The sequence below is a fragment of the Hydrogenimonas thermophila genome (assembly GCF_900115615.1).
In the GTDB taxonomy this organism is placed as follows: Bacteria; Campylobacterota; Campylobacteria; order Campylobacterales; family Hydrogenimonadaceae; genus Hydrogenimonas; species Hydrogenimonas thermophila.
On sequence record NZ_FOXB01000037.1, the window covers coordinates 1 to 23,072 of the forward strand.

The following is a 23,072-nucleotide window of genomic DNA, read 5'->3' on the forward strand; positions in this document are numbered from 1 at the left end:
TCAAGTACACGACCACTGCTGTGAAGCATTAGAATCAAAGGATATATGAACTCAAATGGATCGTACCCATTTGGATGTTTAGCCAAGGGAATGTTTGTATTACAAAGGTGTTCAAGATTCATACCTTTTAGGTATTCACCAAATATTGCTACACCTGCTCTTGGTGTTAATTTCTCATTTGTTGTTTCAATATCAAAGCTTAATATAGTTTGTGGCATAATTTCCTTCCGTGTTTGAAAAAGTTACACCCATTGGGTGAAAGTTTTAGGTGTAACTTTTTCGTTTGTAAATACCTAATTATAGAGCAATTTGGCTTGTTGTCTAATTTGGTATGGATTTATTGGGGGTTATTTCTCACCATCTTTAGCATTTAAAAATTGGAACAAGAATTGTTCAAAAACTTTCTAAAATGGTGATACCATAAAATGGATAAAACTATATAACAAAAATAGAAAAGAGGAATTAAAACGCTATAAAAATAGTATCCTCTTAAATATAAATAAACCTCATCTCTTTAGTGCAATTGATTCAACTAGTGGTGATAGCTTTCTTCTTATGAATGATGTAAATGCTAAAAATATTGATATATTTTTAAATGAACTTCAAAAAGAGTTTCCTAATAACTACCTATTAATCATTATTTAGGACAATGCTCTTTTTTCTAGTCAAACTATCTTAAAAGAGACAATATGACCTTAGCATTTTTACCATCATACTCACCACAACTAAACCAAACTGAACATTTTTTTAAAGAGATAATGTCAAGTGCTATCAAATCTTAACAGCATATGACTGGACTATTGCACAGTGGAAATGGTTATTTGGCAAAGTACAAAAAAATGTTGTTATATGATCTGTTGGAATTTGAGAAATATTTTGATTTTATTGGAGTTTAGTATAATCATTTTTCAAAGTGTGATAGAATATATAACTATTTTTCAAAAAAGATAACTATTTTTCAAGGAATTAGCGTGAAGTATAGTGCAGAAGGTTATGAAGCTATCATACAAAAATACAATCTTAATGTCATACCCAACTGGCACCGTTCATTCATTTGGAAAGAGAGCCAAACACATCACAAACAAAAGAGTAATGACTACATTAAAGAGATATTTCCTGCCAAGTACAAACCAGGTAAAAGTATAGGGGAACAATTGGAGTTTGCATTCAAGTATGATGGTATAAATCTATCTATACTTTCACAAATATTTTCTGTTATTGATACAAATGATCTGATTGAATACATTAAATCTAAAAGAACAGGTAAATATGCAAGACGCATCTGGTTTCTTTATGAGTTCCTGACAGGTAAAAAGCTACCTATAGACGATCTAAAACAGGGAAACTATATTGACCTACTTGAGGTTGATCAATACTATACACTCTCAAAAGGCACATCTGTTAAAAGACAAAGAGTACGAAACAATCTACTAGGGACAAAAGCATTCTGCCCTATAGTTCGTAAAACAGAGACTCTAAAAAATATGGAAAATGAAGATCTGGCACAAGTATGTAAAGAGTTGATTGTGAATTATCCTCCTGAGATTTTAAGAAAAGCTCTTGCATATCTTTATACCAAAGAAACTAAATCTTCATTTTTCATAGAACATGAAGAACCGAACAACACACGTACCGAAAGATTTGTTGCACTACTTCAAGAGGCACAAGAAGATGACTTTTGCCAAAAAGAGAGATTGATTGAACTTCAAAACCGAATTGTAGATAAAAGATTTGCAGATAAAGATTATCGTAAAAATCAAAATTATGTCGGTGAGACGCTCTTACATGGAAGAGAGAAGATCCACTATATTTCACCAAAACCTAAAGAGTTAGAAGAGTTAATGGAAGGGTTAATCTTATGCCATCATCGCATGATTGAAGGTAATGTAAATCCCATTATACACGCATCCGTCATAGCATACGGCTTTGTCTTCCTGCACCCATTTGAAGATGGAAATGGAAGAATTCATCGCTTTTTGATTCACAATATACTTGCAATAAGAGGTTTTACTCCAAGAGGCATAATGTTCCCAGTTTCTGCTGTTATGTTAAAGAAAAGTCTCTCTTACGATCAATCATTAGAGGCTTTTTCATCTAAACTTATACCACTAATTGATTATACTCTTGATGAAGATGGCATTATGAAAGTTTCATCAGATACAGCACATTGGTATAGATATATGGATCTTACACAACAAAGCGAAGCACTTTATAGCTTTGTAAAAGAAACTATAGAAAATGAATTACCAAATGAACTACTCTTCTTATCGGCTTATAATAAAACAAAAGAAGCTATGAAAGAGATTATTGATATGCCTGATCGTATGATTGATCTCTTTATTCGCTTTACGCTCCAAAATCATGGAAAACTCTCTAAAAAGAAAAGATACAAATACTTTGATAAACTAACAGATCAAGAGATAGAGAAATTGCAAAAAGTTCTAATAGACCAAAATCTCCACCATTTTCATACAAAATAGTTTTTCAAAAACACTTGAATCACTCGTCCATGTCTTAACAAATAGGCAACATGATCGACTGCATCATAAACATCGGAATGGCTCCAACCTAAACTTAGTAAAGATTCGATCTCTTCATCATTAAATGTTTGAGGTGAAAAGATCGCCTTTACTGCATTTTTTGCTAAAGCTTTGTGACGATCATCTAATGGAATTGCCTCAATATCACTCATCGACTCTTCAATCTCATCTTTAGTGTAGCCTTTAGATAAAAGGAGTTTGGTATTAAATAGTTGGCAATAGCTAAATCCCTCTCTTTTTGCAATATAGAGACGCAAAAATGCAAATAGATTAGGATCTATGCTTTTATGATTTGAGAGATAAACAATTTCATCAAAAAAGATTTTAAATCGTTCTGGATTGACTACTGCAAAGATCTCAAAGTGTGGCGGTACAGTGCCAAATTGGATCTTTACTTCTTCAATCAACTTTTTTGATAATTCAGATGCTTGAATAGATATAGACATAATTACTCCTTTACTAGACTTATTGGTCTAGTAACATTATAGGAAGATTAGCCTTATATACTCATTAGACTTATTGGTCTAATTAATGTAAAGTTTTATAAAGTTTCATATGATCTAAAAGAGATTTTATATGAGCATCGAAGGATTCTAAAGATGATAAAGATGGAGATAGTGAGAGTTCTCCCCAAGTAGATGTGATGAAAAACCTTGCCATCTTGTCTGTATCAAAAGAGTGAAACTCACCTTTTTCAATACCTTGTACAAAAAGAGTTGAGAGGTTCTCTACAAAATGGTTAAAGGCTTCATTTAAAACTTTTTCAAATTTGCTATCTAATGGTGCCATCTCTACAATCAAACGATGAAGAGGACAACCATTCTGAATGAGTAAATCGTGGCTCTTCATCTTTTCAAAGACTCTCTCTAAACATTGAGTTACAGACTCCCCATCATTAAGTGTAAAATCAAAAAACTGCTCCAATTTAGGAATAATTCTCTCTTTTACAACAGATAAGACAAGCTCTTTTTTAGATGGAAAAAAGTGATACAAACTCCCCTTTGGTACACCAGCCTCTTTTAAAATAGCATTGACTGAAGCACCGTGATAACCTTTTTTGTAAACCTCTAAAAAAGCTGTATCAAGAAGTTTATTGCGTGTATCATTGTCTTGTAGTAGATTATCTTTCATATTCATTATATCTCTTTAACTGAATTAAAAAGAGTAATCATCTAAAATATCATATAGATGATCTCTATACATATTATTGTGTTTATCGACAATGTCAATAGCTTCTTGAAATTTATTTCTCTTATCCTCTAAAGGTAGTTCTACTTTTTTCAATAACGCCAATGATTTGTCAAGATGCATAGCACATTTATTTTCTATAGCTTCATCACTAATACCAAACATATCAATATAAACAACATAAGCTTCAAAAACATAAAAGTGTAGCTCCATCATGCCAAATTCATCCAAACCAGCCTTTTTAGCCTGAGTTAAAACTCTATTGACATCTTTTGCAACTATAAGCTTTGGTGGAGTACTTTCAAATCTATCATATGTTAATCTCTCAAGATCATTTAAATATGGCTCTATATTTGCACCAAAAAGACGTTGTTCTAAAAAACGTTTTGTCTCATTTGAAAATCTATAAAGATCGCCAATCAGTTTCTCCTGCTCCCTTGGTGACAACAATGCAAATTTACTTTTTATATCTTTAAGCGTAACCTTTGCCATCTACTCTTCCTTACTTTTAATGAAGTCCATTTTCAGCTCTTAATCTTCTCATTGTTTAAAACTCCCCTCTTTCTGCTCTCTATAACTCTCAATATCAAGACTTACCAGATTGGAATCTTTACCATCTTTGTTATAGACAAAGTGAATCGATTTGACAAAAGGCTCTATAACGTGGATCTTCTGTTTTGGGGTAACAACTAAAAGTTGCAGATCAAGCTTTTTAAACAGCTCCAAAGCATAACGGGCGCTTGTGTCACTTCCTTTACCAAATGCCTCATCGATCATTGCAAACCTGAAGGTTCGGCTCTTTACATTGGTGTCGATCAGACCAAACTGATAAGCAAGAGCCGATGCAAGAACAGTATAGGCAAGTTTCTCTTTCTGTCCACCACTTTTACCGGCACTATCGGCATAATACTCTTTTACCGTTTCATCACTCACATAACGCTCAACTGCCCCAAAAGTGAACCAGTTACGTACATCTATCACCTTTTTACGCCACTTAGCATCGATATCAACAAACCCCTTACGACCGGCAAAACGCTCTATAAGATCCTTCATCATTATAAATTTCTCTTCACTAAAACCACTCTCATCATCTCTATCTATAGCACCGGTTGTCATCATTTTAAGCTCAGATCTAAAGGCTGAGATCTCTGTATCTTTGGTTGGTTCGGCAAGTAGTTCTATGTAGGTGTCGGGGTTATACTCTATAAGCTTCAATGCACCGTTGATCATACTAATCTTTTGGGTAATCTCTTTACGTGCCATATCAAGCCTAGCACTCAATTGTATAACCTGCGTTATTGTTCCCTCTTTAAATTTGTTTTTAAAATTCTTCTCAAATCTTGGCAAATCATCACTGCGTAACTTCTCATAACGGGCAAGATATGATGAGCTGGCATCAATGGAGGCATCCAACTCTTTAGCCTGATGGGTAAAGCGGTTAAGATAGTTCAACATACCCTTTTCTATGCTGTTTTGCAAAGACCTTCTTTGATCTTTGATAGACTCTATTCTGTTTTTAAGTATCTCTTTTGCCCTGTTTTCATTAGAGTTAATATTGACGAGATTGAGCTTATTCAACCCCTCCTCTTCTACAAAAGCAACAATACGCTCCAACTCCTCTTCAAGCTCATCTTTAAACTGCTCATACTTCAAATAGGCACTATCTCTCTTCTCTTTTAGTTGGCTGATTCTTGTATTTAACTCTCCAAGTTTCTGTTGCAATGTACTCAAACTCTTCTGTGCCTCTAAACGAGCCTCTTTTGTCTCTTTCAACTGTGCTTCAAGAACTTTGAGCTTATCGTTACTCTCTCTTAACCGTTTTTGCTCATCTTTCAGCTCTTCTATACGATGTGAAGGTGTATAGTAGTCTATTGTCTCAAAAATCTCAAAGCGTAAAACATCACGCAGAGTATCACGCCGATTTTCAAGGGTTTGTAGCTCTAACTTTGATGCTTTTATGCTCTCTTTAAGATAATCGATCTTTTCATGGATGGTGTTTAAATCCTCTTGCAGTTTCTCAATCTTTTCACGATTCTCCCAGCCAAGTACGAAACGCCTTTCATCATTAATATCATATCGATCATCCTTTTCGTGCCGACTTCCACTCTGACGCACCTGACCATGCTTTGTCAAAGCCTTCTTGTGTCGTCTGAAACAGGAGATATCTTCACACAATCGATAATCAAAATCGTAATACAACCGATGGCGAAGATAGTCATAAAATGGAGTATCAGACTTTACCTCCATCTGAGAGTAGAGCATTGTAGAGTCTTCAAAAAGAAGCGGTTCATACTCTTTAGATGTATCAATCTTTAGATAGACCAACCGACCATTTAAGTGATGGTTTTCAACATAGTCACTAATCTGCTCATAGTAGCGTGTATCTACCAAAAGCGATAGAGCAAAATTTCGTAAAACTCTTTCAATTGCTCCTCTAAAAGGTTTTGAAAGCGGTTTAAGCAGTTCTCCGGCAAATGGAAGATCTGACTCTTTTATCCCCAATGCATCACAAATCTGCTCACGAATCAAAGCACTATTTTGTGGGATGTTACTCTTTCTTGCCTTTAAATAGATAAGCTCTTTCTCTATCTCTTTAGCTCTCTCTTGTAAACGCTCGTAAGCTTTTCTGTCGCCAAAAAGGTTTGCCTCTACCTTCTCTCTCTTCTCTTGTACTTCAGTTAACTCCCCCTCAAACTCCTGTCTTAACGAAAGAAAAGTGTGTTCATTGCTTACACCTCTCTTACCAAGAGTTTTTAAAAGTTCACTATATCGTCGATGTTCTGCATGACGACTCTCTAACCTCTCACCCTCGATCTGCAACTCTTTCTCTATCCCTGCAAGCCGTCCACCACCGCTACGCTCTATATCTAACCTAAGATCACTCTCTTTACTAAAGAGCCGTTCAACCTCATCACCAGTCTGTTTCAACCGACTATTTAGCTTTGTTACCTCAATATCAAGAGCAGAGAGCTTCTCATCATAAATCGCTCCAGCCTCCTTTGCAAACCAGACACCAATCAACTTTGAGAGACGCTCCAAACCAAGCAGTTCATTTTGCTTTTTCTGATATTTGCCAATATTTTCACAAATAGGCTTTAAAAGTGCAATCTCCTCTTTTGCCTCTAAAACTGCATCGTGCGCACGTTTCAACTCTGAAAAACTGGCTATCAACTCATCGACACTCTTTTCAATCGGCTTTGCTTCCAACATATGCTCTCGTACAAAGTCTGTCAAATTCCCAACCGACTTCATAGAAACGGTCTGATAAAAGAGTTGCATAGCCTGATCGCCACGAATACCAAGCACTCGTCTTATATGTGAAAAGTAGTCTCTATAACTCTCAAAAAGCTCACAACCATCTTGTTTAAGCCGTTTTTTCAATGCACGAATATCTTTGAAAGGTGGAATAAAGTTATCTTCTATATTCAATTTATCTCGTGAGACAACATAAAAACGCTCTGGAGTTCTGTTACCTGGTTTAAGATATAAAAAGAGTGCCAATGTCAGCGACTCAAACAGACCCTCATTCTCAAATCGACCCAAAAGTACAGTAAAGTTGTTGTGATCACGCAAAGTTTTAGCTTTAAGTTGACCTAACGCCTCATCTTTCTCTGTTCTGTAAGCACCTGCTACATAGCTGTAAAGTGTCCTCTCACGACTCCCCGCACCTGCCGCTTTGTTGTAAACAATACGCCCAGGTGAAACCAGCAGTGTTGTCAAAGCATCAACAATAGTAGATTTACCGGATCCAATGTCACCTGTAAGCAGTGCATTGTCACCATCCATCTTCAGCATTACAACTTTCCGATCAAACGTCCCCCAGTTGTAAAGCTCAAAATGGATCAATCGAAACCCGCGTCGCTGTGCTTGGGCATCAAAGAGCGACTCCATCACAGCCCCTTCTCTTGCATCAATTTCTCATACTCAGCCATCTTTTTATCAAACTCAGCAAGCCAGTTTGCATCGACAAATGATTTAAGCACCGGTTGAATCTTATAACCCCCATCTGATAATCTTTTTAAAAAGCCCATCTCTACAACTTTGGAGATTGCCCCATCTATCTCTTTAAGTGCTTTTGCTTCATCGTTGTGTTCAGGAAGTGTGAGCATAAATCGATCAACAATCTCCTCTTTGGTGATGACAACATCACCCTCTGTCTCATCCTCTCTACGTGCAAACTCTCCACGCAAAAGTGCAAGCAGAAAAGAGACTTTAAAGCTAAGACTCTGTCTGCGCACAAGTTTTGGCAGATCACTCTCACCCTGTTTTAGATAGGCATATCCACCCTCATCATCAAGATAGACCTCAAGTCCAATCTTCTCAAAATAGCTCTCAATAGCACTAATATTTTGATTAAGATGCTCCCACACAATCGGCTGATCAGATCTATAAACAATCCCTTTGATCAATGCAATTGCCGCTAATGAAAAACCGCTCTCTTTCTCTTCCAAGCTCTTATCTCCAACTTTTTGTTTTAATACTTTTTCAGGTATTCAACTTATCCAATAATAGGGTTTTCTTCTTTGATGTGCAACTGATAATATGATAATCGTATCGTTATCAATAGTATAAAAAATGCTATATGGAAACTTGTGTAGTAAGCATCTTCTTATATTATTTTCAACTTCTGGATATAGCTTAGGAAATGTAATAATATTATCAATTGATGTTTGAATCTCTTTTTTAAATTTATCTCCAAGCTTTTCTTCTTGTAGATTATAGTACTCTTTACCATTTTCAATCTCTAAATAGGCTAATTCGAGTATTTTAAGTTTCATTTACCAAATACTTGATCATATGAAACCGTTTTAGCAGTTCCCTCTTTATATGCTTTGAATCTTTTTTGACTCTCTTTTATCCATATTTTCTCTATCTCTTCATCAGGTACATTGAGACTTTTTATTAAGTTTTCAATAACAATATATCTCTCTTCAGGTTTTAAATGTAAAGCCTCTTTTATAATATCAACTAAACTCATAGTTGTCCCCTTGTATCTATCTACCTAAATTATATCTAAAAATCACTATAAACTAATTTTCTATACTAACCTCTCTTACTCCCGTATAAACAGAATCTTTGGCACTCTTACCACCAACTTTCTACCGTCAACATCCTCTACCTCTAACTCCTCTTTAGCACTCTCATTTATATAGCCAATACTTAGCGTTGTAGCAAGTGAAAGGTAACCTACAATCTCAGCAACACCCTTGCTAACAGGATATGCATCAACTATCTCTTTCAAAGAGATTTGAGAGTGGTGCTGAAGTAGCTCTATGATATTTCTATGCAGTTGCGTCTCATCAACCCAAAACTTATCAAAAAGTGCTTCGGTAATATCTAAATCTATAGTATCCTCTTTCAACTCTGCATTGAAACTACCAACCTCCTGCGGTTCAAACATCCTCTTTTCAAGAGGCATTGCCACATCTATTCCAGGACGAGCAACGGTCATAAAATCTCTATTTTTAGGGTAGTGTTTCAGTGCAAGTGTACGCTTTTCAATACTGCTGATCAACTCTAAAACACGACGATTCTCAAGCCAGGCTCTCTCATCAATAAAACGGCGTAACTGCTCAATAAGACGATTTACCATAATCTGCACCTGATGAGCACTCACAACCAAATCATACTTAAAATTTGCAAGTTGACGATCTTTATCGGCTTCAGCAACCGATTCAATAGAGTATAGTTTCTCACCAAGCTCTTCAAGCTTCTCATTCTTCTCACTCGTTAAAAGCTCCCAAAATGCAAAGAAACTTTTACCCTGATCAGAGTTTTTGATCGCCTCTTCACTATCAAAAACAAAGTCAAGCACCTCTGACTTTGACTTAAAAGCAGTTGCTATCTTCTCTTTTGTCTCACGATTTAACGCTCGAAAGTTGTACTCAATATCGCTAAAATCGTAAAGAAGTCTTCGGCTAAGAGTTATAACTTCAGAGACAATCTCTTTAATCTGTGTCTCATCCACCACACCCTCTTCAGTGGCAATTTTCTCACGCTCTTGTTGAAGTTTGGCAATACGAGCATCAATAGAGGCAAGCCTCTCTTCTGTATCGAGCAGTGCCTCATACTCCAACTTCTCCAAAAGCTCAAAAATTAATGAAAACTTTGTTCCACTCCCTACAAACTCTTTTCTTTGAAGAGACTCTACAAACTCAAGCACCCTGTAAGTATCTGGAGTCAGCTCATAAAAGAGCTCCTCATTTTCATAATATCTACGCATATAGCCATACTCAGCTTTAACAAATGTATCTAAATAGTGCTTTGCTGTCTGTGGAAATGGATTGTTAAAACGTGAATTTAGATCAAACAGATGATCCTCCAATGACTGAAGAACCACTCTATGCGGGGCACGCCTACGGTTTTGAGCAATAAATAGTGCGTGCATCCACGAAAGTATCATTGCAAAATGGTCACTACCGATCAATCTAAGTGCCGGTTTGGAAGATTTTAGGGCTTTAAGGTAGTCGAATGTCATATAAGTTTTCCATTGTATTTATCTATATTATCAACTTTAGTAGTGATAGCGACATTGTGCTATCCAGATTTCATTTTCAACTACTTTATAAACTAATCGATGCTCTCTTGTTATACGACGAGACCAGTAACCAGACCAGTTATAACGTAATGGCTCTGGATCACCTATCCCATTAAATGGATCTCGTTTTATCTCTTTTATTAGAAGATTAATTCGTTTTAAAATCTTTTTGTCTTGCTGTTGCCAATAAAGATAGTCTTCCCAAGCTTGCTCTGCAAAAACAAGATTCATTCTTCTATTAACTCACGAACTGTACCATTTCCACGTTCAAGACTCTCTATCGCTTGATTGAGTCTATTTGCATTATTTATGCTTTGCATTAAGTGCATTGTCTCTTCATACGATTTAAAATCACTCAAAGAGAGCATAACAACCGGTTCTCTATTTTGACGTGTTACGATAACTGGTTCTCTATTTTGTACCACTCTATCCATAGTAGATGCAAAATTTTTTCTTGTTTCTGAAAATGTTAGAACAGTCATAACATCTCCTTTTTAAAAATATGTACATATTATAGTACATTTTTTAAAATATTAATCTTTTACTCATCAATAAATTTATATGCTATACTCTCTACAAAGTTCCCGCCTTATTTTTACACTATCTATTAACTCTCAAAAAAAGAGCAAGTAGTGCAGGAAGTAGCACTAAATCTAAGAGTAGTGCAATATTCAAAGCAATTACCGTCACTATTGCAAAATTTACATTTGGTACAAAGTCACTCAATGTAAAAACCAAAAAAGTAACCGATAAAATGAGTGTAGTTAAAATCATTGCACTTCCACTATGATTTATAACATAGTCAATGCTCTGTTCAAAACTTTTACTCTTTATAGCTGTAAAATATTTACTAAAAAAGTGTATCGTATCATCTACGGCAATGCCTAAAATAACTGATGCTGATATCGCTACACCTATATCTATATTAATTCCCAAATATCCCATAACTCCAGCTACTAAAACAATAGGTGCAACATTTGGAATAATAAAGAGCAAAACCATTTTAAGCCGTTTAAATATTAAAAGCATAGCTATTACAACTATAATAAGCGTAGAGGTAATAGATAAAATCAGAGTTTGAGTTATATTACTCTGCATATAGGCAAATATTGCCGTCTGCCCCTGCACGTTGGCACTATATTTTCCATTAGAACTCCACCACTTTTCTATCCATTTGATCATCTCAAGATCTTTGGATGTATCTTGCACATTGCTATATAGTGTAACTCTTAAAAAGCGTTCATTAACATCTATTTTGTCATTTATCTCCATACCTTGTGGCAGACTCATTGAGTAAAGAAGCAAATATTGGGCTATAAGATTTCTGTCATTGGGTATAGACTCTTTTGATTCACTGTTTAACACACTCTGCAATCTTTCAATAATATCTTTCAAAGAGGTACTAAACCTAACATTTGGAAAATGAGACATAAGCTCATCTTCAAAGAGAGAGACTCTTTTTAAAAAGTCAGGGTTTTTAACTCCATTCTTCTCTTTTGTGTCTATTACCACTTCATAAACCAAAGGTCCGGTAATACTTTTTTCAATAAAATCACTACCACTTCTTACAATAGTATCTTTACTAAAATATTTAATACTGTTACTATCGACTCTAATATCTTTAAGACCGTAACCAACTACGACAAATAGTAAGAGAAAAATCGCTACTATCTTTTTACTGTTTCTCTCTATAAAAGCACCATACCCTTTTATATTCAGCAAAGTTAGAAATTTAGGCAGTTTAACTCTGTAGTCATCTTTTAACATTAAAAGTATTGCCGGAGCCAGTGTTACGCTAAGAATAAGTGCTATCAATGCTCCGCTTGTTATTGCTATCCCCAAAGTTGAGATAGGTTCTATTTTGCTTATGCCAAGCGTTGCAAACCCCACTGCAGTTGTAAATGATGTCATAGCTATAGGAAGAAGATTTGTCTTTAACGCCATATAGACTGCCATTTTATTTCTCATATTTTTTGATCTATAATATACCCAAGCCAAAAAGAGATGCATAGAGTCGGCTATTGCAATTGCACTTATAAAAGATGGTATATTTACCGTAAAGTTATTTAACTTGTAGCCCAAAATCATCTGAATGCTCAAAACAAGCAAAAATGTAAATACAATTACAACCGAAGGTACTACAATCCCCATAAAATCTCTAAAAACAAGATAGAGCATAACAACAACAGCTATGACAGCAAATGGCATAAGCAAAAGAGCATCATGTTGAGAGATTGTAACCAGTGATGCAGTAATGGCAGGCGTACCCGATATGTAAAACTTATATCCTGTCATCTTTTCATATAAAGTTACTATCTCTTTAAGCTTCTTCATAACATAGATATTTACCTCTTCATCAACACCGGATGAAGAGGAAAGTTTTACAGCGATGAGTGCAGTTTTTCCATCTGCTGAGATAAGCCTGTTTAAAATAAGATTATCTTTTAATGCAATACTCTTTTTCTCTTGTAGATTATCAAGGTTGACAATAAAATCTTCAACAATCAAATCATCATCTTCACTTTTAATGTATTGATAGTTTGTAAGAGCGTCAACTCTCTCAACGCCATCAATCTTTTGAAACTCTTCAGTAAGATCTAAAATAGTCTTAATCGCTTTTTTGTTAAAGATTCCTTTTGGATCTTTAAAAGCTACTACAAAAGTATCATCACCGCTGAATCTGTCTCTAAAATTGTCATAATCTTTCAGTATCTTTGAATCTTTATCGAACCAAATGCGATAGTTTCCCTCATATCCCAAATTTTTCAAAGATATTGAAAATATCATCACTATAAGTGACACAAAAATCACAATTTTATATCTGTTTCTATCTAAAAAATCTATGTAACTTTGCATAGTTGATCCCTTAAAAAGTGTAAGTAATGCCAACCATTACACGCCTATGGTCGGTAAGTTTTGACAAAAACCCATCTTTAGCAGGATAAATACTCAAAAATTCAGATGATAGAATGAACCTCTCTTTTATTCTGCTTTTTGCTTTAATTTTAAAAACCTTTTCACCACTTTGTAAATCATATAAAAGACCGCTCTCTATAACACTGCTCTCTACATCATTAAAATTTAACCTAAAAGCTAAAAATATATCATTGTTATAAATTTCAGAGATATCTACCCCTTCAATCTTTTCATTGCCAAAATAGATATATCTGTAATATTCACCATATAGATTCAAGTCAGCTCCAGACAGATCAAACAAACCTCTCTCTACTCCAAAAGAGATTTGAGCATAATCAGCTATATTGGGATCATCTATCACATCGCTGTATGCACTCTCTACCTTATAGATATAATCTTCATAAACAATATTTGATAAAAAGATAATCTTCTTTACTCTATAGGCAAATTGAGATACTGTTGTTTGATTAATAGGAGTAAAATATCTTTTATTGTCATATCCATACCAAAAGATAATCTTATTTTCACTCTCTAAAAAGCTATTTGTAACAAAGCTGTATAAAAAATAGAGAGATGGAGTCCACCTTGACTTTTCAGTCGATAGATGTTTGCTGTAGTCTGTTATAAATGGATAGTTCAAATCATTTTCATAAAACTTGATTCCTGCTTCAAAACTATCTTCATTGCTATATTTGACTGCAGACAAAGCCCAAGAACCAATTTTCTTACTACTGTCAAATATATCATTCAAATAATTTTTGGTATTAAATATATCAGATATATTGTATCCTTCTAACTCACCCCAATAGTTGATCTGTTTACCTAAATCAACCCTGTAATCATCAAACTCTTTTGATAGATAGAGTTCATTTATACTTATATATCTTCTTCTACTGTACTCATTGCTATATAAATACTCCAAATTCATTAGAGCTTCAAAATCACTCTTTTTTAATTTCAACTCAGTAAAACCGCTCAAAACAGTTTCACTCTTATGACTGCTGTAAAAAAATTGATTTAAAGAGATTTCTGATCTGCTTTCATATCCATAAAGAGTAGAAGATAAGATCAAAAAATAAACCAGATAATTAAACCGGGTCATTTCAAAGCTCTTTTAAAGAAGTCTCTTATTTTTAACCCTGCATTGATCCTATCTTTATCCCAAATGAGTATGGTACTCTTTCTGTTTTGAACATTTTGCATATATATCTTTTTTATACGATAGACCCCATCTATCTTTACATACTCTAAAAATGAGACCTTTTTTAATAATCTTCCACGTTTATCATAATATTTGCCAAATTTGGCAAGGTAACTCTTTGGATCGATAAATATTATCTGCTTTGAGTATCCGCTGTTCTTATCTTTTGGTATTCTCACAACTTTTAAATATCTTTTACCATTCATTTCTACATCTTCAACATCTGCCTCATATGTGTAGTTTTTATAATTCTGCGAAGATATATCTTCATAACTAAATTCACTCCCCATAAAAGAGCCTGTTCTATTTCTTGAACTTATCCTTTTTACTCTCTTTAAAGATGGAAGATAGAGCCACTGTTTATCATCTTTTCCTATAATCTCATAACTCAAAAGCTTTGTACCTTTTAGATCAAGAGGAAACAAAAATGTTATAAGAGATTTGTCACCATCGCTACCTTCAAGCTTGTCAATCTGCAATTTCCTTATATTTTCATCTCCAGAACTATTTTTTAAAACCATAGTAACTTCTGATACACTGCTTTTATATCCGCTCAACTTATCGTAAGATTTTTTTGCAACTTCCAGTCCACTTTGTGCAAAAAGAGTTACACCAAACAGAATTGTAAATAGACATTTTTTCAACATACTCAATTCCTTTTAATTTTGAAGTTAACAATGTTAACATATAAAGTTAACAGTGTCAACATTTAGACTATTCTGTTATAATTCAAAAATAAGTACCTAATAGGAAAATCTTAAATGAAAAAAAGCAAATATCATCACGGAAATTTAAAAGATGAACTTCTAAATATTGCTTTTGAGTTTATACATAAAAATGGCGTAGAGAATTTAACTCTTAAAATATTGGCAGAAGAGACAGGAACATCACGAAGTGCGATATATAGACACTTTTCATCAAAAGATGAGCTAATTGAGACTATTATAGAAAAAGGTTTTGAAGAGTTTGATAATGCTGTATCGCCAATTTTAAAAGATATAGAAAAACCTTTGGCAGATAGATTTTATCTTAGTGGGAAAAAATATATTGAGTTTGCAATAGAAAACAGAAATCTTTATACTCTGCTTTTTGGTAAAAAATATGCAGATATAAGAGAGAGAATTGTAGATATAAAAGATGATGACTGCAGTGGTTTTGGCACTCTTAAATTGGCAATAGAAGAGGGGCAAAAGAGCGGTATTATAAAAAATGATGATAGCTATAAACAGGCCATAGTTATATGGTCGTCACTTCACGGTCTTGCATCTTTGATCATTAATGGATTTATGAATGTAGAAGAGATTTATGAAGAGGTTTATAATGATATGTTTAAAACCCTGCTTGCTGGAATTGTGACCAACAGAGTAAAACTTATATCTTCTATTCCATTTTTAAATAGAGCTTTAGAGCCAAAACTATAGCAAGCTTTGAAACGAGTTAGCCTTGTATAATCACTACTGTTCTTATCAATAGCAAGAATTAGTTACTCAATTTGCCAATTTTTACCTTCGATAACTACCCATTTATTATCATTGCTTTTATAAAGAGGATTCCAATATGTAGCAGTACTTTTTTACAAAAAATTATAACACGATAATTTATTTATATTTGATATAAACTTATCTATCAAACCACCAATGAACACTCCCCATTGAATGGCTCCAAAAATATAAAATATTATAAAACCAAATATTATTGATAAATCCAAAAATTGAATTATTCTTTCAGATATAAAAGATATTGGCAAACTACCTATTACCATAAAAATATACATACCTTTTATATCATTAGAAAAAAATAGAAATATAAACAATACATATAAATTCCAAAATATGAATAACCATACTCTATAAGACAATTTATTTCCATTGAAGTAATGACCAACTCTTGTCATAGGTACTTACAGTCTCCACAAAATCTTTTACCTTCTTTTTGAACTATCCGGAATTTCCGGATAGTTGAATCTTTTTCTAACTCACCTTCTGTGTAAATATTTTTTATATGTTCATTAATAGTTTTTACACTTTTATCAAAAAGCTCTGCCATCTGCTTTTGGCTCAACCAAACGGTCTCTTTCTCAACAGTAGTTTCTAAAACTAAACTTCCATCTTCATAAATGGCAACATCACTCATAGCTCCCCCTCATCTAAAAAGCTAAAATAGCTCTCTTTGGTCAAAATTACGTGATCGATCAGTTCAATTCCTATAATTTTACTCACCTCTTTAATGCGTTGAGTGACACGGCGATCTTCGTGGCTGGGGAAACATTGACCACTGGGGTGGTTGTGGGCTATTATGATGCCGGCGGCTCGATCGGTAATGGCATCGGCAAAGAGTTCACGGGGATGTACAAGACTTTGGTTGAGTGTTCCTACAGTTACAACACGCTTTTCGATGATGTGTGAAGCACCTGTAAGTGTAATGGAGAGAAAAAATTCTTGCTTTTTATTGGTATATTCATATAGTTCACGCCAAACATCTTCAGCGCAGGTGATTTTGACATTCTGTTTAATAAGATATCGACGGCTCAGCTCCACGGCAGAGAGAATCTGCATCGCCTTGGCAGGACCTAAACCACGTATATTCATCAACTTTTCAAGAGTGAGATTTTCAAAATCATTTTCAAAGAGTTTTACTATATCTTTTGCAAGTGCAATTACATCTCTATCTTTTGTTCCACTGCCAAGCAGTACGGCAAGCAGTTCATAATCTTTAAGTGCTGTAACCCCTTTTGCTTTTAACTTTTCTCTTGGCTTATCTTTTTCATAAAGTTCAGTTAAACGCTTCATCCATCATCCGTTTAAGAATCCCATAGACTTTCCATCACTTTCAAAACTTCCACCCTGCTCTTTTTTAATCTCAGCAATAAAATCATCAGTTGTAAATAACGGCTCATCTTTCACTGCAACACGGTAAGCCGTATTTTTTATGATCAGATTGATCTGTCCGCCTGTTAGGTTAAACTCTGCCAACTTCTCTATATCAAAATCTTTGGCATATGGTGCATTTTCAGGCAATAGCATCTTCCAAAGCTCAACTCTCTGTTCACGGTTTGGCTTCTTAAAGGCGATCTTATAGTTAAATCGGCGTGAAAATGCTGTATCAAGATTTTCAAGCAGGTTGGTTGTAGCGATCAAAATTCCTTCAAACTGCTCGATCTGCTCTAAAAATATATTTTGCATCTGGTTGTGCATCTTGTCAGCAGAACTTCCGTGTCCAGTGCTTCGACTGCTTAAAAACTGATCGGCTTCATTTAGAAGTAGTACCGGTTCACTTTTAGACTTCCCTGCCAACTCTTTGAAGGTGTCAAAAATTTTGCGCACATTCTTTTCACTCTCTCCAACATACATAGAAAGAATTTTTGAGCAGTCAAAACTAAGCACCTGCTTTTTCAAAGATTTGGCAAGTGAAAGTGCCGTCATCGTCTTACCGGTGCCTGGAGGACCATAAAAAATTATACGTGCATCTATAGATTTGGTTTTACTCTTTATGCCCCACGCTTTGAGACGCTGTGCTACACGTTTATCCATCTGTTGTAACAATCTATCAAGTATTTCACGTGTTTGCGGATGCAAAACAACATCATCAAGCGTTGTTTTAGGATCAATCAGTTCAAAAATCTCCTGATCTTTAACCAGCATATCCAACTTAAGCTTTGTAGTCTTTTTCTTCTTCTGAGGGTGGATGATATCGTGCAAGATCTCTTCATTTATAAAAAAGGATCGAGTAATCCCTCCAAATGGGTTTAACATCTCATCATAGTCAATAATCTCATCTGAAACAAGTTTTGCACCCTCTTCAAGCAGAGCGCGATTTTTAAAACGGTCATACTCATCAAAGCTGATCAGATCAATCAATGTATTCATATCGCGCAGATTTCCATCTCCGCCTGCATACTCCTCTTTTAGCAGAGCCAAAAATATTAACTGCTCTTTTGGCTCAAGCTCCTTCTCTTTAAAAAACTCTTCTATTACAATCGGCTCTTTTGTAACGGCAACCCGCTCTTCGATCCTCTTTTCCAAAAGCCCAAGTTTATTTTGTAAACGACTCACGCTTGGACTAGCGGCATTAAAGTTATGACGTGCTGAACCCATTTTAGTGTAAAGATCAATCCGTAAAAACTGATCTTGCAAATACTCAAGATGATCAGTATATGGCGTAACTTCAGGCAATACCAGATCAAGATTTCCATTTTCAAGCAATTTTAAAAACGAAACACTAAGACTTACACTTGTATGTAAAAGCTCCAGTGATGAAAGCTCACCAAGCTTTATGGCATGAAAACTGTTTTGCATCAGCCATCCCAACTCAAACAGATTTTTAATCTTATCTAAGTGCAAAACATAGCCATAAGCTTCATCTCCGTAAAGCTCCATCAAAAGATCAATAACACCTACCTCTTCACTTCCTTCTATGTAACGGCGTGTCATCGATCTCAATATCTTTGCCTCATCTTCTGAACATTTGAGATGCTCATATATCTCTGTTTTAGTTACATCCTCTTTTTGTAAAAATTCGATCAAGTATTTCATAGTACCCTTAATTACGAAAAATTTATGGTACATTATAGCGAAGAATTTTCAATCAAATTAATTGCTCCACTCATCGCTTATTCGCTCTGCTTGTTTTAAGACAGTTTCAATCGCCTGAGGAGTTTTATCTGGTGGATATTTATATCTTCTAAGTAAAACTCTAATTCTATTTTTGATTTTTGCTCTTATATTTTCTCTATATTTCCAATCAATAGTTACATTTTTTCTAAGGGTTTCAGTAAGTTCAATTGCTATTTTTTTAAGTGTTTCATCTCCAAGCTCTCTAACTGCTGATTCATTAAGTGCTAACGCTTCATAAAAGGCTATCTCATCATCATTCAATCCTAAACCTTTTCCTTTTTGAAGTTCAGCTCTAAAATCTTTAGCCATTGCAATCAATTCTTCAATCACTTGTGCAGTCTCTATTGTGCGGTTGTGATATCTATTTAAGATAGTTTGCAACTTTTCGGAAAATTTTTGCTCTCTAACAATGCTTGTCTTACTCTTAGATTTAATCTCATTTTTTAGTAGCCTTTCAAGCAGTTCAACAGCTAAATTTTTGTATTTCATTTGTGATACTTCTTCTAAAAATTCATCTGACAATATTGAAATATTAGGTTTATCAAGACCTACTAAATCAAAAATATCTTCTATACCTTCTACTTTTATAGAGTTATCAATAATATGTTTTATTGATTTGTTAGTTCTTCTCTCTTTGTTTGAATGAGATTTTATCAAGATACTTTTTACTGCTTGAAAGAAAGCTACCTCTTCTTTATATTTCAAAGCCTTCTCAAGAGTAGAACATAAACTATATGCTTTTGTAAGGGCTACCACTTCATCACAAAATCTTTTTTTACCATCTTCAAGTCCTAAGATATGATTAGTAGCAGGAGCTAATAATTTGTGAGGATTCGTTTTATATTCAGAGTAATCAAAGCCATGAAACATTCCTCTAATAATGTCTATTCTTTTTAACATTTCATGATACATCTCTTCACTTGGAGTAGCTGTTTTACCTTTACCACCTGAACTTGTATAGACTCTAAGAGCATTTTTTAGTTCATTTGCTATTCCTATATAATCAACAATTAATCCACCACTTTTGCCTTTAAAAACTCTATTGACTCTTGCAATTGCTTGCATTAAATTATGACCTCTCATTGGCTTATCGATGTACATCGTATGAAGACTTGGTACATCAAAGCCTGTTAACCACATATCAACAACAATAACAAGCTTCAGTTCATCATCAATATTTTTAAATCTTTTTTCTATCTCTTTTTTTATTTTTTTAGAATATATGTGTTTTTGTAACTTTTCATCATCACTGGCACTCCCTGTCATTATTACTTTAATGAACCCTTTCATTGGGTCATCATTATGCCAAGATGGACGAAATTTTATAATTTCATTATATAAATCCACAGCTACTTCTCTACTGATTGCTACAATCATCCCTTTACCATCAATTACACTCAATCTATTTTCAAAATGCTCTACTATATCTTTTGCAATAGTGCTTAAACGATCTTTTGCCCCTACTAATTTTTCTAAACTTGCCCACTCTCTTTTTATTTTCTCTTTGTATTGAATATCTTCATCTTTTATTAAATTTTCAACCTCTTCATCAACCTCTTTTAAGTTATCTAAATTAAGTTTTGCCAATCTACTTTCATAATATATTGGTACAGTAGCACCATCTTTTACTGCATCTTCTATATCATAAATCGATATATAGTCTCCAAATACTCTTCTTGTATCTTTATCTTCACTCTCAATAGGTGTTCCAGTAAATCCTATGAAAGTAGCATTAGGCAAAGCATCTCTTAAATATTTAGCATATCCATATTTATAATTTTCACCTCTTAATACCGCTTCAAATCCATAATGGCTTCTATGGGCTTCATCTGCTATGACAATTATGTTTTCTCTTAGAGTTAAGCTTGGAAACTCTCCTTCATCATCTTTTAGAGCAAACTTTTGAATGGTAGTAAATATAATCCCACCACTTGATCTGTTTTTAAGAGTCTCTCTTAAATCATCAATACTTTCTATCTGAATAGGTTTTTGTTTTAAAAGCTCATGAGATTTACTAAATGTGTTTAATAGTTGGTCGTCCAAATCATTTCTATCTGTAATAACAACAATAGTAGGGTTTTTAAGGTCTTTGTCTTGAACTATTTTACCTGTTAAAAACACCATAGAAAGGCTTTTACCGCTTCCTTGTGTATGCCAAATGATTCCTGCTTTTTTATTTTTTGCACTTTTTATAGATTCAATTGCACGTCTTACTGCATGAAATTGATGGTATCCTGCAATTTTTTTGATAATCTCTTTTTCATCATCTTCAAAGGTAATGAAGTTTTGAATATAGTTAGTTAAATACTCTTTTTTGAAAAAACCTCTAATCAATGTTTCAAGCTGATAAGAAAAAGGAGCCTCTTTCTCATCATCAACATACTTCCAATACATAAATCTTTCAAAATTGGCATTCAAGGAGCCTATTTTTGCTGTAACTCCATCACTAATTATCAAAGCTTCATTATATATAAATAAATCTTCTATATTATTTTTATATGTTTGTAGTTGATTGTAAGCTTCAAAAATAGTAGCATCTTCATCAGCTGGATTTTTAAGCTCCATGACAAAAAGAGGCATACCGTTTATAAATACTACAATATCGGGACGATGATTCTTTTTACCAATAACCGTAAATTGATTGACTACTAAAAAATCATTCGCTTGAGGATTTTCAAAATCGATTAATTTTACTATTTCTATAGATTTTTCATCATTCTCAACTTTTTCTACCAATATACCATCTATCAGCTTTTTATGAAACTCTCTATTGTTTTGAATGAGTGAAGAAAAGTTCTGTTTTTTTAATGCAACAATTGCTTCATCAATAGCTTCTATTGGTAAATTATTTATGTTTATTAAAGCATTTTTTAATCTATCTTCCAATAAAACTTCATTATAATCTCTTTCAATCTCGCTTCCATGAAGATAATCAAACCCTAACTCTTTTAACCAATCTATGGCTAACTCTTCTACTTGGTTTTCAGTTATCATATAATGTTCCTTCTGTTAGCAACAATAAAAAAGCTTCAATTGATTCATCATGTTCTTCATCATCATACCAAACTGGGAATATATTTGCTTTTGCTAATCTCTCTTCGATATCTTCTTTTGTTTCAATATCATTCATTTGTAAAAAAACATAATGTTTTGGTAAAGAATGGTTTTCTTGTATTATCTCTTCCATTGTTTTGATAGTTCTATCAGTATTTAAACTACACCCTATAAACAGTAAAGTATTGTGCATTATTTTTTCAAGAGTTAACTTTAAATTATGTTCACTATAAAATTTTTCATATTCTTCTTTTGTTAATATTCTTTTTCTATGATAATTAGCTTTTCCATGCAACTTTATTAACAATCTATATTCATCATTTAAAAATTTTGCTATTTCATCTTCATCAAATCCATAAATAGTATCAGAAAAATTAAATCTATTATCTTCATATACATTTTTAATAACATTATCAAAATTGGTAGTAACTATATGTGATTCTTTAAATGCAAAAGGTAAAAAATTGACACTACCTTTTATTTCTTCTTTATCTAAACTATATTCATTTTCTAATAATTCATTAAATCTCATATGACCTAAATTCTCATAAAGTAATTGTGCAACTTCTTCATATTGACCTTCATTTATCAATTGTTCTATTTCTTCATTAGATACTCTTTCAGTTTGAGATTTTAAATAAAATAGCATATCAGTCCAACTTTTATATCCACTTGGTATAGCCCAAATAAATCCATAAAATAAAAACCCACCTAATATTCCCTAAAAAACACATTTTTTGAAAAAATAAAATGCCTAAATATGCACCAAAATTATCTCTTACATATTTTTACTCCAAAGTTACTACATTTTGAACTATTTTTACGAAATTTCCTTGTTTTTTGACAATAGTATATTGTTATTATATTTTGAAATGCACTGATTTTTAGATTTAAAGTAGTCATTCTAAACTCATCTCATAAGCTTTGTGCCTTATATTTTGAAGTAGTTTGGCAAACTCTTCATTAACCTTTAAAGTGATTTTTCTTGCATGTGTAACTACCTTTCCAGCGATATTATATAG

20 protein-coding genes and 1 pseudogene are annotated in these 23,072 nt (G+C 33.6%); 2 read left to right on the forward strand and 19 right to left on the reverse strand.

Features of this window, described 5'->3' with window-relative positions:
- Positions 1-218, reverse strand: a pseudogene (locus BM227_RS09930) (IS1380-like element ISSlsp1 family transposase); the annotation flags it as partial.
- 753 nt (positions 219-971) lie between these two features.
- Here BM227_RS09930 and BM227_RS09935 point away from each other — a divergent pair.
- Positions 972-2,480 (forward strand): Fic family protein, encoded by a 1,509-nt coding sequence (locus tag BM227_RS09935; RefSeq protein ID WP_218147944.1) that lies wholly within the window; start codon positions 972-974, stop codon positions 2,478-2,480.
- On the opposite strand, the gene BM227_RS09940 is transcribed toward BM227_RS09935, so the two are convergent.
- The 13 genes from BM227_RS09940 to BM227_RS10000 all read right to left on the reverse strand — a co-directional run bounded on the left by BM227_RS09940 (position 2,468) and on the right by BM227_RS10000 (position 15,030).
- Positions 2,468-2,986, reverse strand: coding sequence for a carboxymuconolactone decarboxylase family protein (locus BM227_RS09940; protein ID WP_092913528.1), 519 nt, complete (start codon positions 2,984-2,986; stop codon positions 2,468-2,470). The genes BM227_RS09935 and BM227_RS09940 overlap by 13 nt on opposite strands.
- A gap of 82 nt (positions 2,987-3,068) precedes the next feature.
- Positions 3,069-3,677, reverse strand: coding sequence for a TetR/AcrR family transcriptional regulator (locus BM227_RS09945; RefSeq protein WP_092913530.1), 609 nt, complete (start codon positions 3,675-3,677; stop codon positions 3,069-3,071).
- A gap of 18 nt (positions 3,678-3,695) precedes the next feature.
- On the reverse strand, positions 3,696-4,220 hold the full coding sequence (locus BM227_RS09950; protein ID WP_092913531.1) for a hypothetical protein: 525 nt from the start codon (positions 4,218-4,220) through the stop codon (positions 3,696-3,698).
- 48 nt (positions 4,221-4,268) lie between these two features.
- Positions 4,269-7,619, reverse strand: coding sequence for an ATP-binding protein (locus BM227_RS09955; protein ID WP_092913533.1), 3,351 nt, complete (start codon positions 7,617-7,619; stop codon positions 4,269-4,271).
- Complete coding sequence (locus tag BM227_RS09960; RefSeq protein WP_177202037.1) at positions 7,619-8,179, reverse strand: DUF4194 domain-containing protein; 561 nt, start codon at positions 8,177-8,179, stop codon at positions 7,619-7,621. The genes BM227_RS09955 and BM227_RS09960 overlap by 1 nt, the downstream gene beginning before the upstream one ends.
- Positions 8,180-8,221: 42 nt before the next feature.
- Positions 8,222-8,506, reverse strand: a complete 285-nt coding sequence (locus BM227_RS09965; protein WP_092913536.1) for a type II toxin-antitoxin system RelE/ParE family toxin — start codon at positions 8,504-8,506, stop codon at positions 8,222-8,224.
- Complete coding sequence (locus BM227_RS09970) at positions 8,503-8,706, reverse strand: addiction module protein (RefSeq protein ID WP_092913537.1); 204 nt, start codon at positions 8,704-8,706, stop codon at positions 8,503-8,505. Before BM227_RS09970 ends, BM227_RS09965 begins: the two co-directional genes overlap by 4 nt.
- 75 nt (positions 8,707-8,781) lie before the next feature.
- Positions 8,782-10,206 (reverse strand): DUF3375 domain-containing protein, encoded by a 1,425-nt coding sequence (locus tag BM227_RS09975; protein WP_092913539.1) that lies wholly within the window; start codon positions 10,204-10,206, stop codon positions 8,782-8,784.
- A gap of 36 nt (positions 10,207-10,242) precedes the next feature.
- Entirely contained in the window at positions 10,243-10,497 is a 255-nt protein-coding gene (locus BM227_RS09980; protein ID WP_092913540.1) for a Txe/YoeB family addiction module toxin, read from the reverse strand.
- Positions 10,494-10,748, reverse strand: a complete 255-nt coding sequence (locus BM227_RS09985; RefSeq protein ID WP_092913542.1) for a type II toxin-antitoxin system Phd/YefM family antitoxin — start codon at positions 10,746-10,748, stop codon at positions 10,494-10,496. Before BM227_RS09985 ends, BM227_RS09980 begins: the two co-directional genes overlap by 4 nt.
- Before the next feature lie 118 nt (positions 10,749-10,866).
- The gene (locus BM227_RS09990) at positions 10,867-13,122 is read right to left on the reverse strand and encodes an efflux RND transporter permease subunit (RefSeq protein WP_143089733.1); all 2,256 of its coding nucleotides are present in this window, start codon (positions 13,120-13,122) and stop codon (positions 10,867-10,869) included.
- Between the two features lie 10 nt (positions 13,123-13,132).
- Positions 13,133-14,284, reverse strand: a complete 1,152-nt coding sequence (locus BM227_RS09995; RefSeq protein WP_092913545.1) for a hypothetical protein — start codon at positions 14,282-14,284, stop codon at positions 13,133-13,135.
- Entirely contained in the window at positions 14,281-15,030 is a 750-nt protein-coding gene (locus tag BM227_RS10000) for an outer membrane lipoprotein-sorting protein (RefSeq protein ID WP_092913546.1), read from the reverse strand. Before BM227_RS10000 ends, BM227_RS09995 begins: the two co-directional genes overlap by 4 nt.
- Positions 15,031-15,144: 114 nt before the next feature.
- On the opposite strand from BM227_RS10000, the gene BM227_RS10005 reads away from it, so the two are divergent.
- Positions 15,145-15,804 (forward strand): TetR/AcrR family transcriptional regulator, encoded by a 660-nt coding sequence (locus BM227_RS10005; RefSeq protein WP_092913547.1) that lies wholly within the window; start codon positions 15,145-15,147, stop codon positions 15,802-15,804.
- A 469-nt stretch (positions 15,805-16,273) separates the two neighbouring features.
- Here the strand turns inward: BM227_RS10005 and BM227_RS10015 are convergent, their stop codons facing one another.
- Genes BM227_RS10015 through BM227_RS10035 form a run of 5 tightly spaced genes read right to left on the reverse strand, consistent with a single transcriptional unit; the run spans position 16,274 to position 22,699 of the window.
- Positions 16,274-16,516 (reverse strand): virulence RhuM family protein, encoded by a 243-nt coding sequence (locus tag BM227_RS10015; protein ID WP_177202038.1) that lies wholly within the window; start codon positions 16,514-16,516, stop codon positions 16,274-16,276.
- The gene (gene radC / locus BM227_RS10020) at positions 16,513-17,172 is read right to left on the reverse strand and encodes a RadC family protein (protein ID WP_092913551.1); all 660 of its coding nucleotides are present in this window, start codon (positions 17,170-17,172) and stop codon (positions 16,513-16,515) included. Before radC ends, BM227_RS10015 begins: the two co-directional genes overlap by 4 nt.
- A 3-nt stretch (positions 17,173-17,175) precedes the next feature.
- Positions 17,176-18,915, reverse strand: a complete 1,740-nt coding sequence (locus BM227_RS10025) for an AAA family ATPase (RefSeq protein WP_092913553.1) — start codon at positions 18,913-18,915, stop codon at positions 17,176-17,178.
- A 57-nt stretch (positions 18,916-18,972) separates the two neighbouring features.
- Positions 18,973-21,990, reverse strand: a complete 3,018-nt coding sequence (locus BM227_RS10030) for a type I restriction endonuclease subunit R (protein WP_218147945.1) — start codon at positions 21,988-21,990, stop codon at positions 18,973-18,975.
- The gene (locus BM227_RS10035; protein WP_092913555.1) at positions 21,980-22,699 is read right to left on the reverse strand and encodes an SIR2 family protein; all 720 of its coding nucleotides are present in this window, start codon (positions 22,697-22,699) and stop codon (positions 21,980-21,982) included. Before BM227_RS10035 ends, BM227_RS10030 begins: the two co-directional genes overlap by 11 nt.
- Between the last annotated feature and the right edge of the window lie 373 nt (positions 22,700-23,072).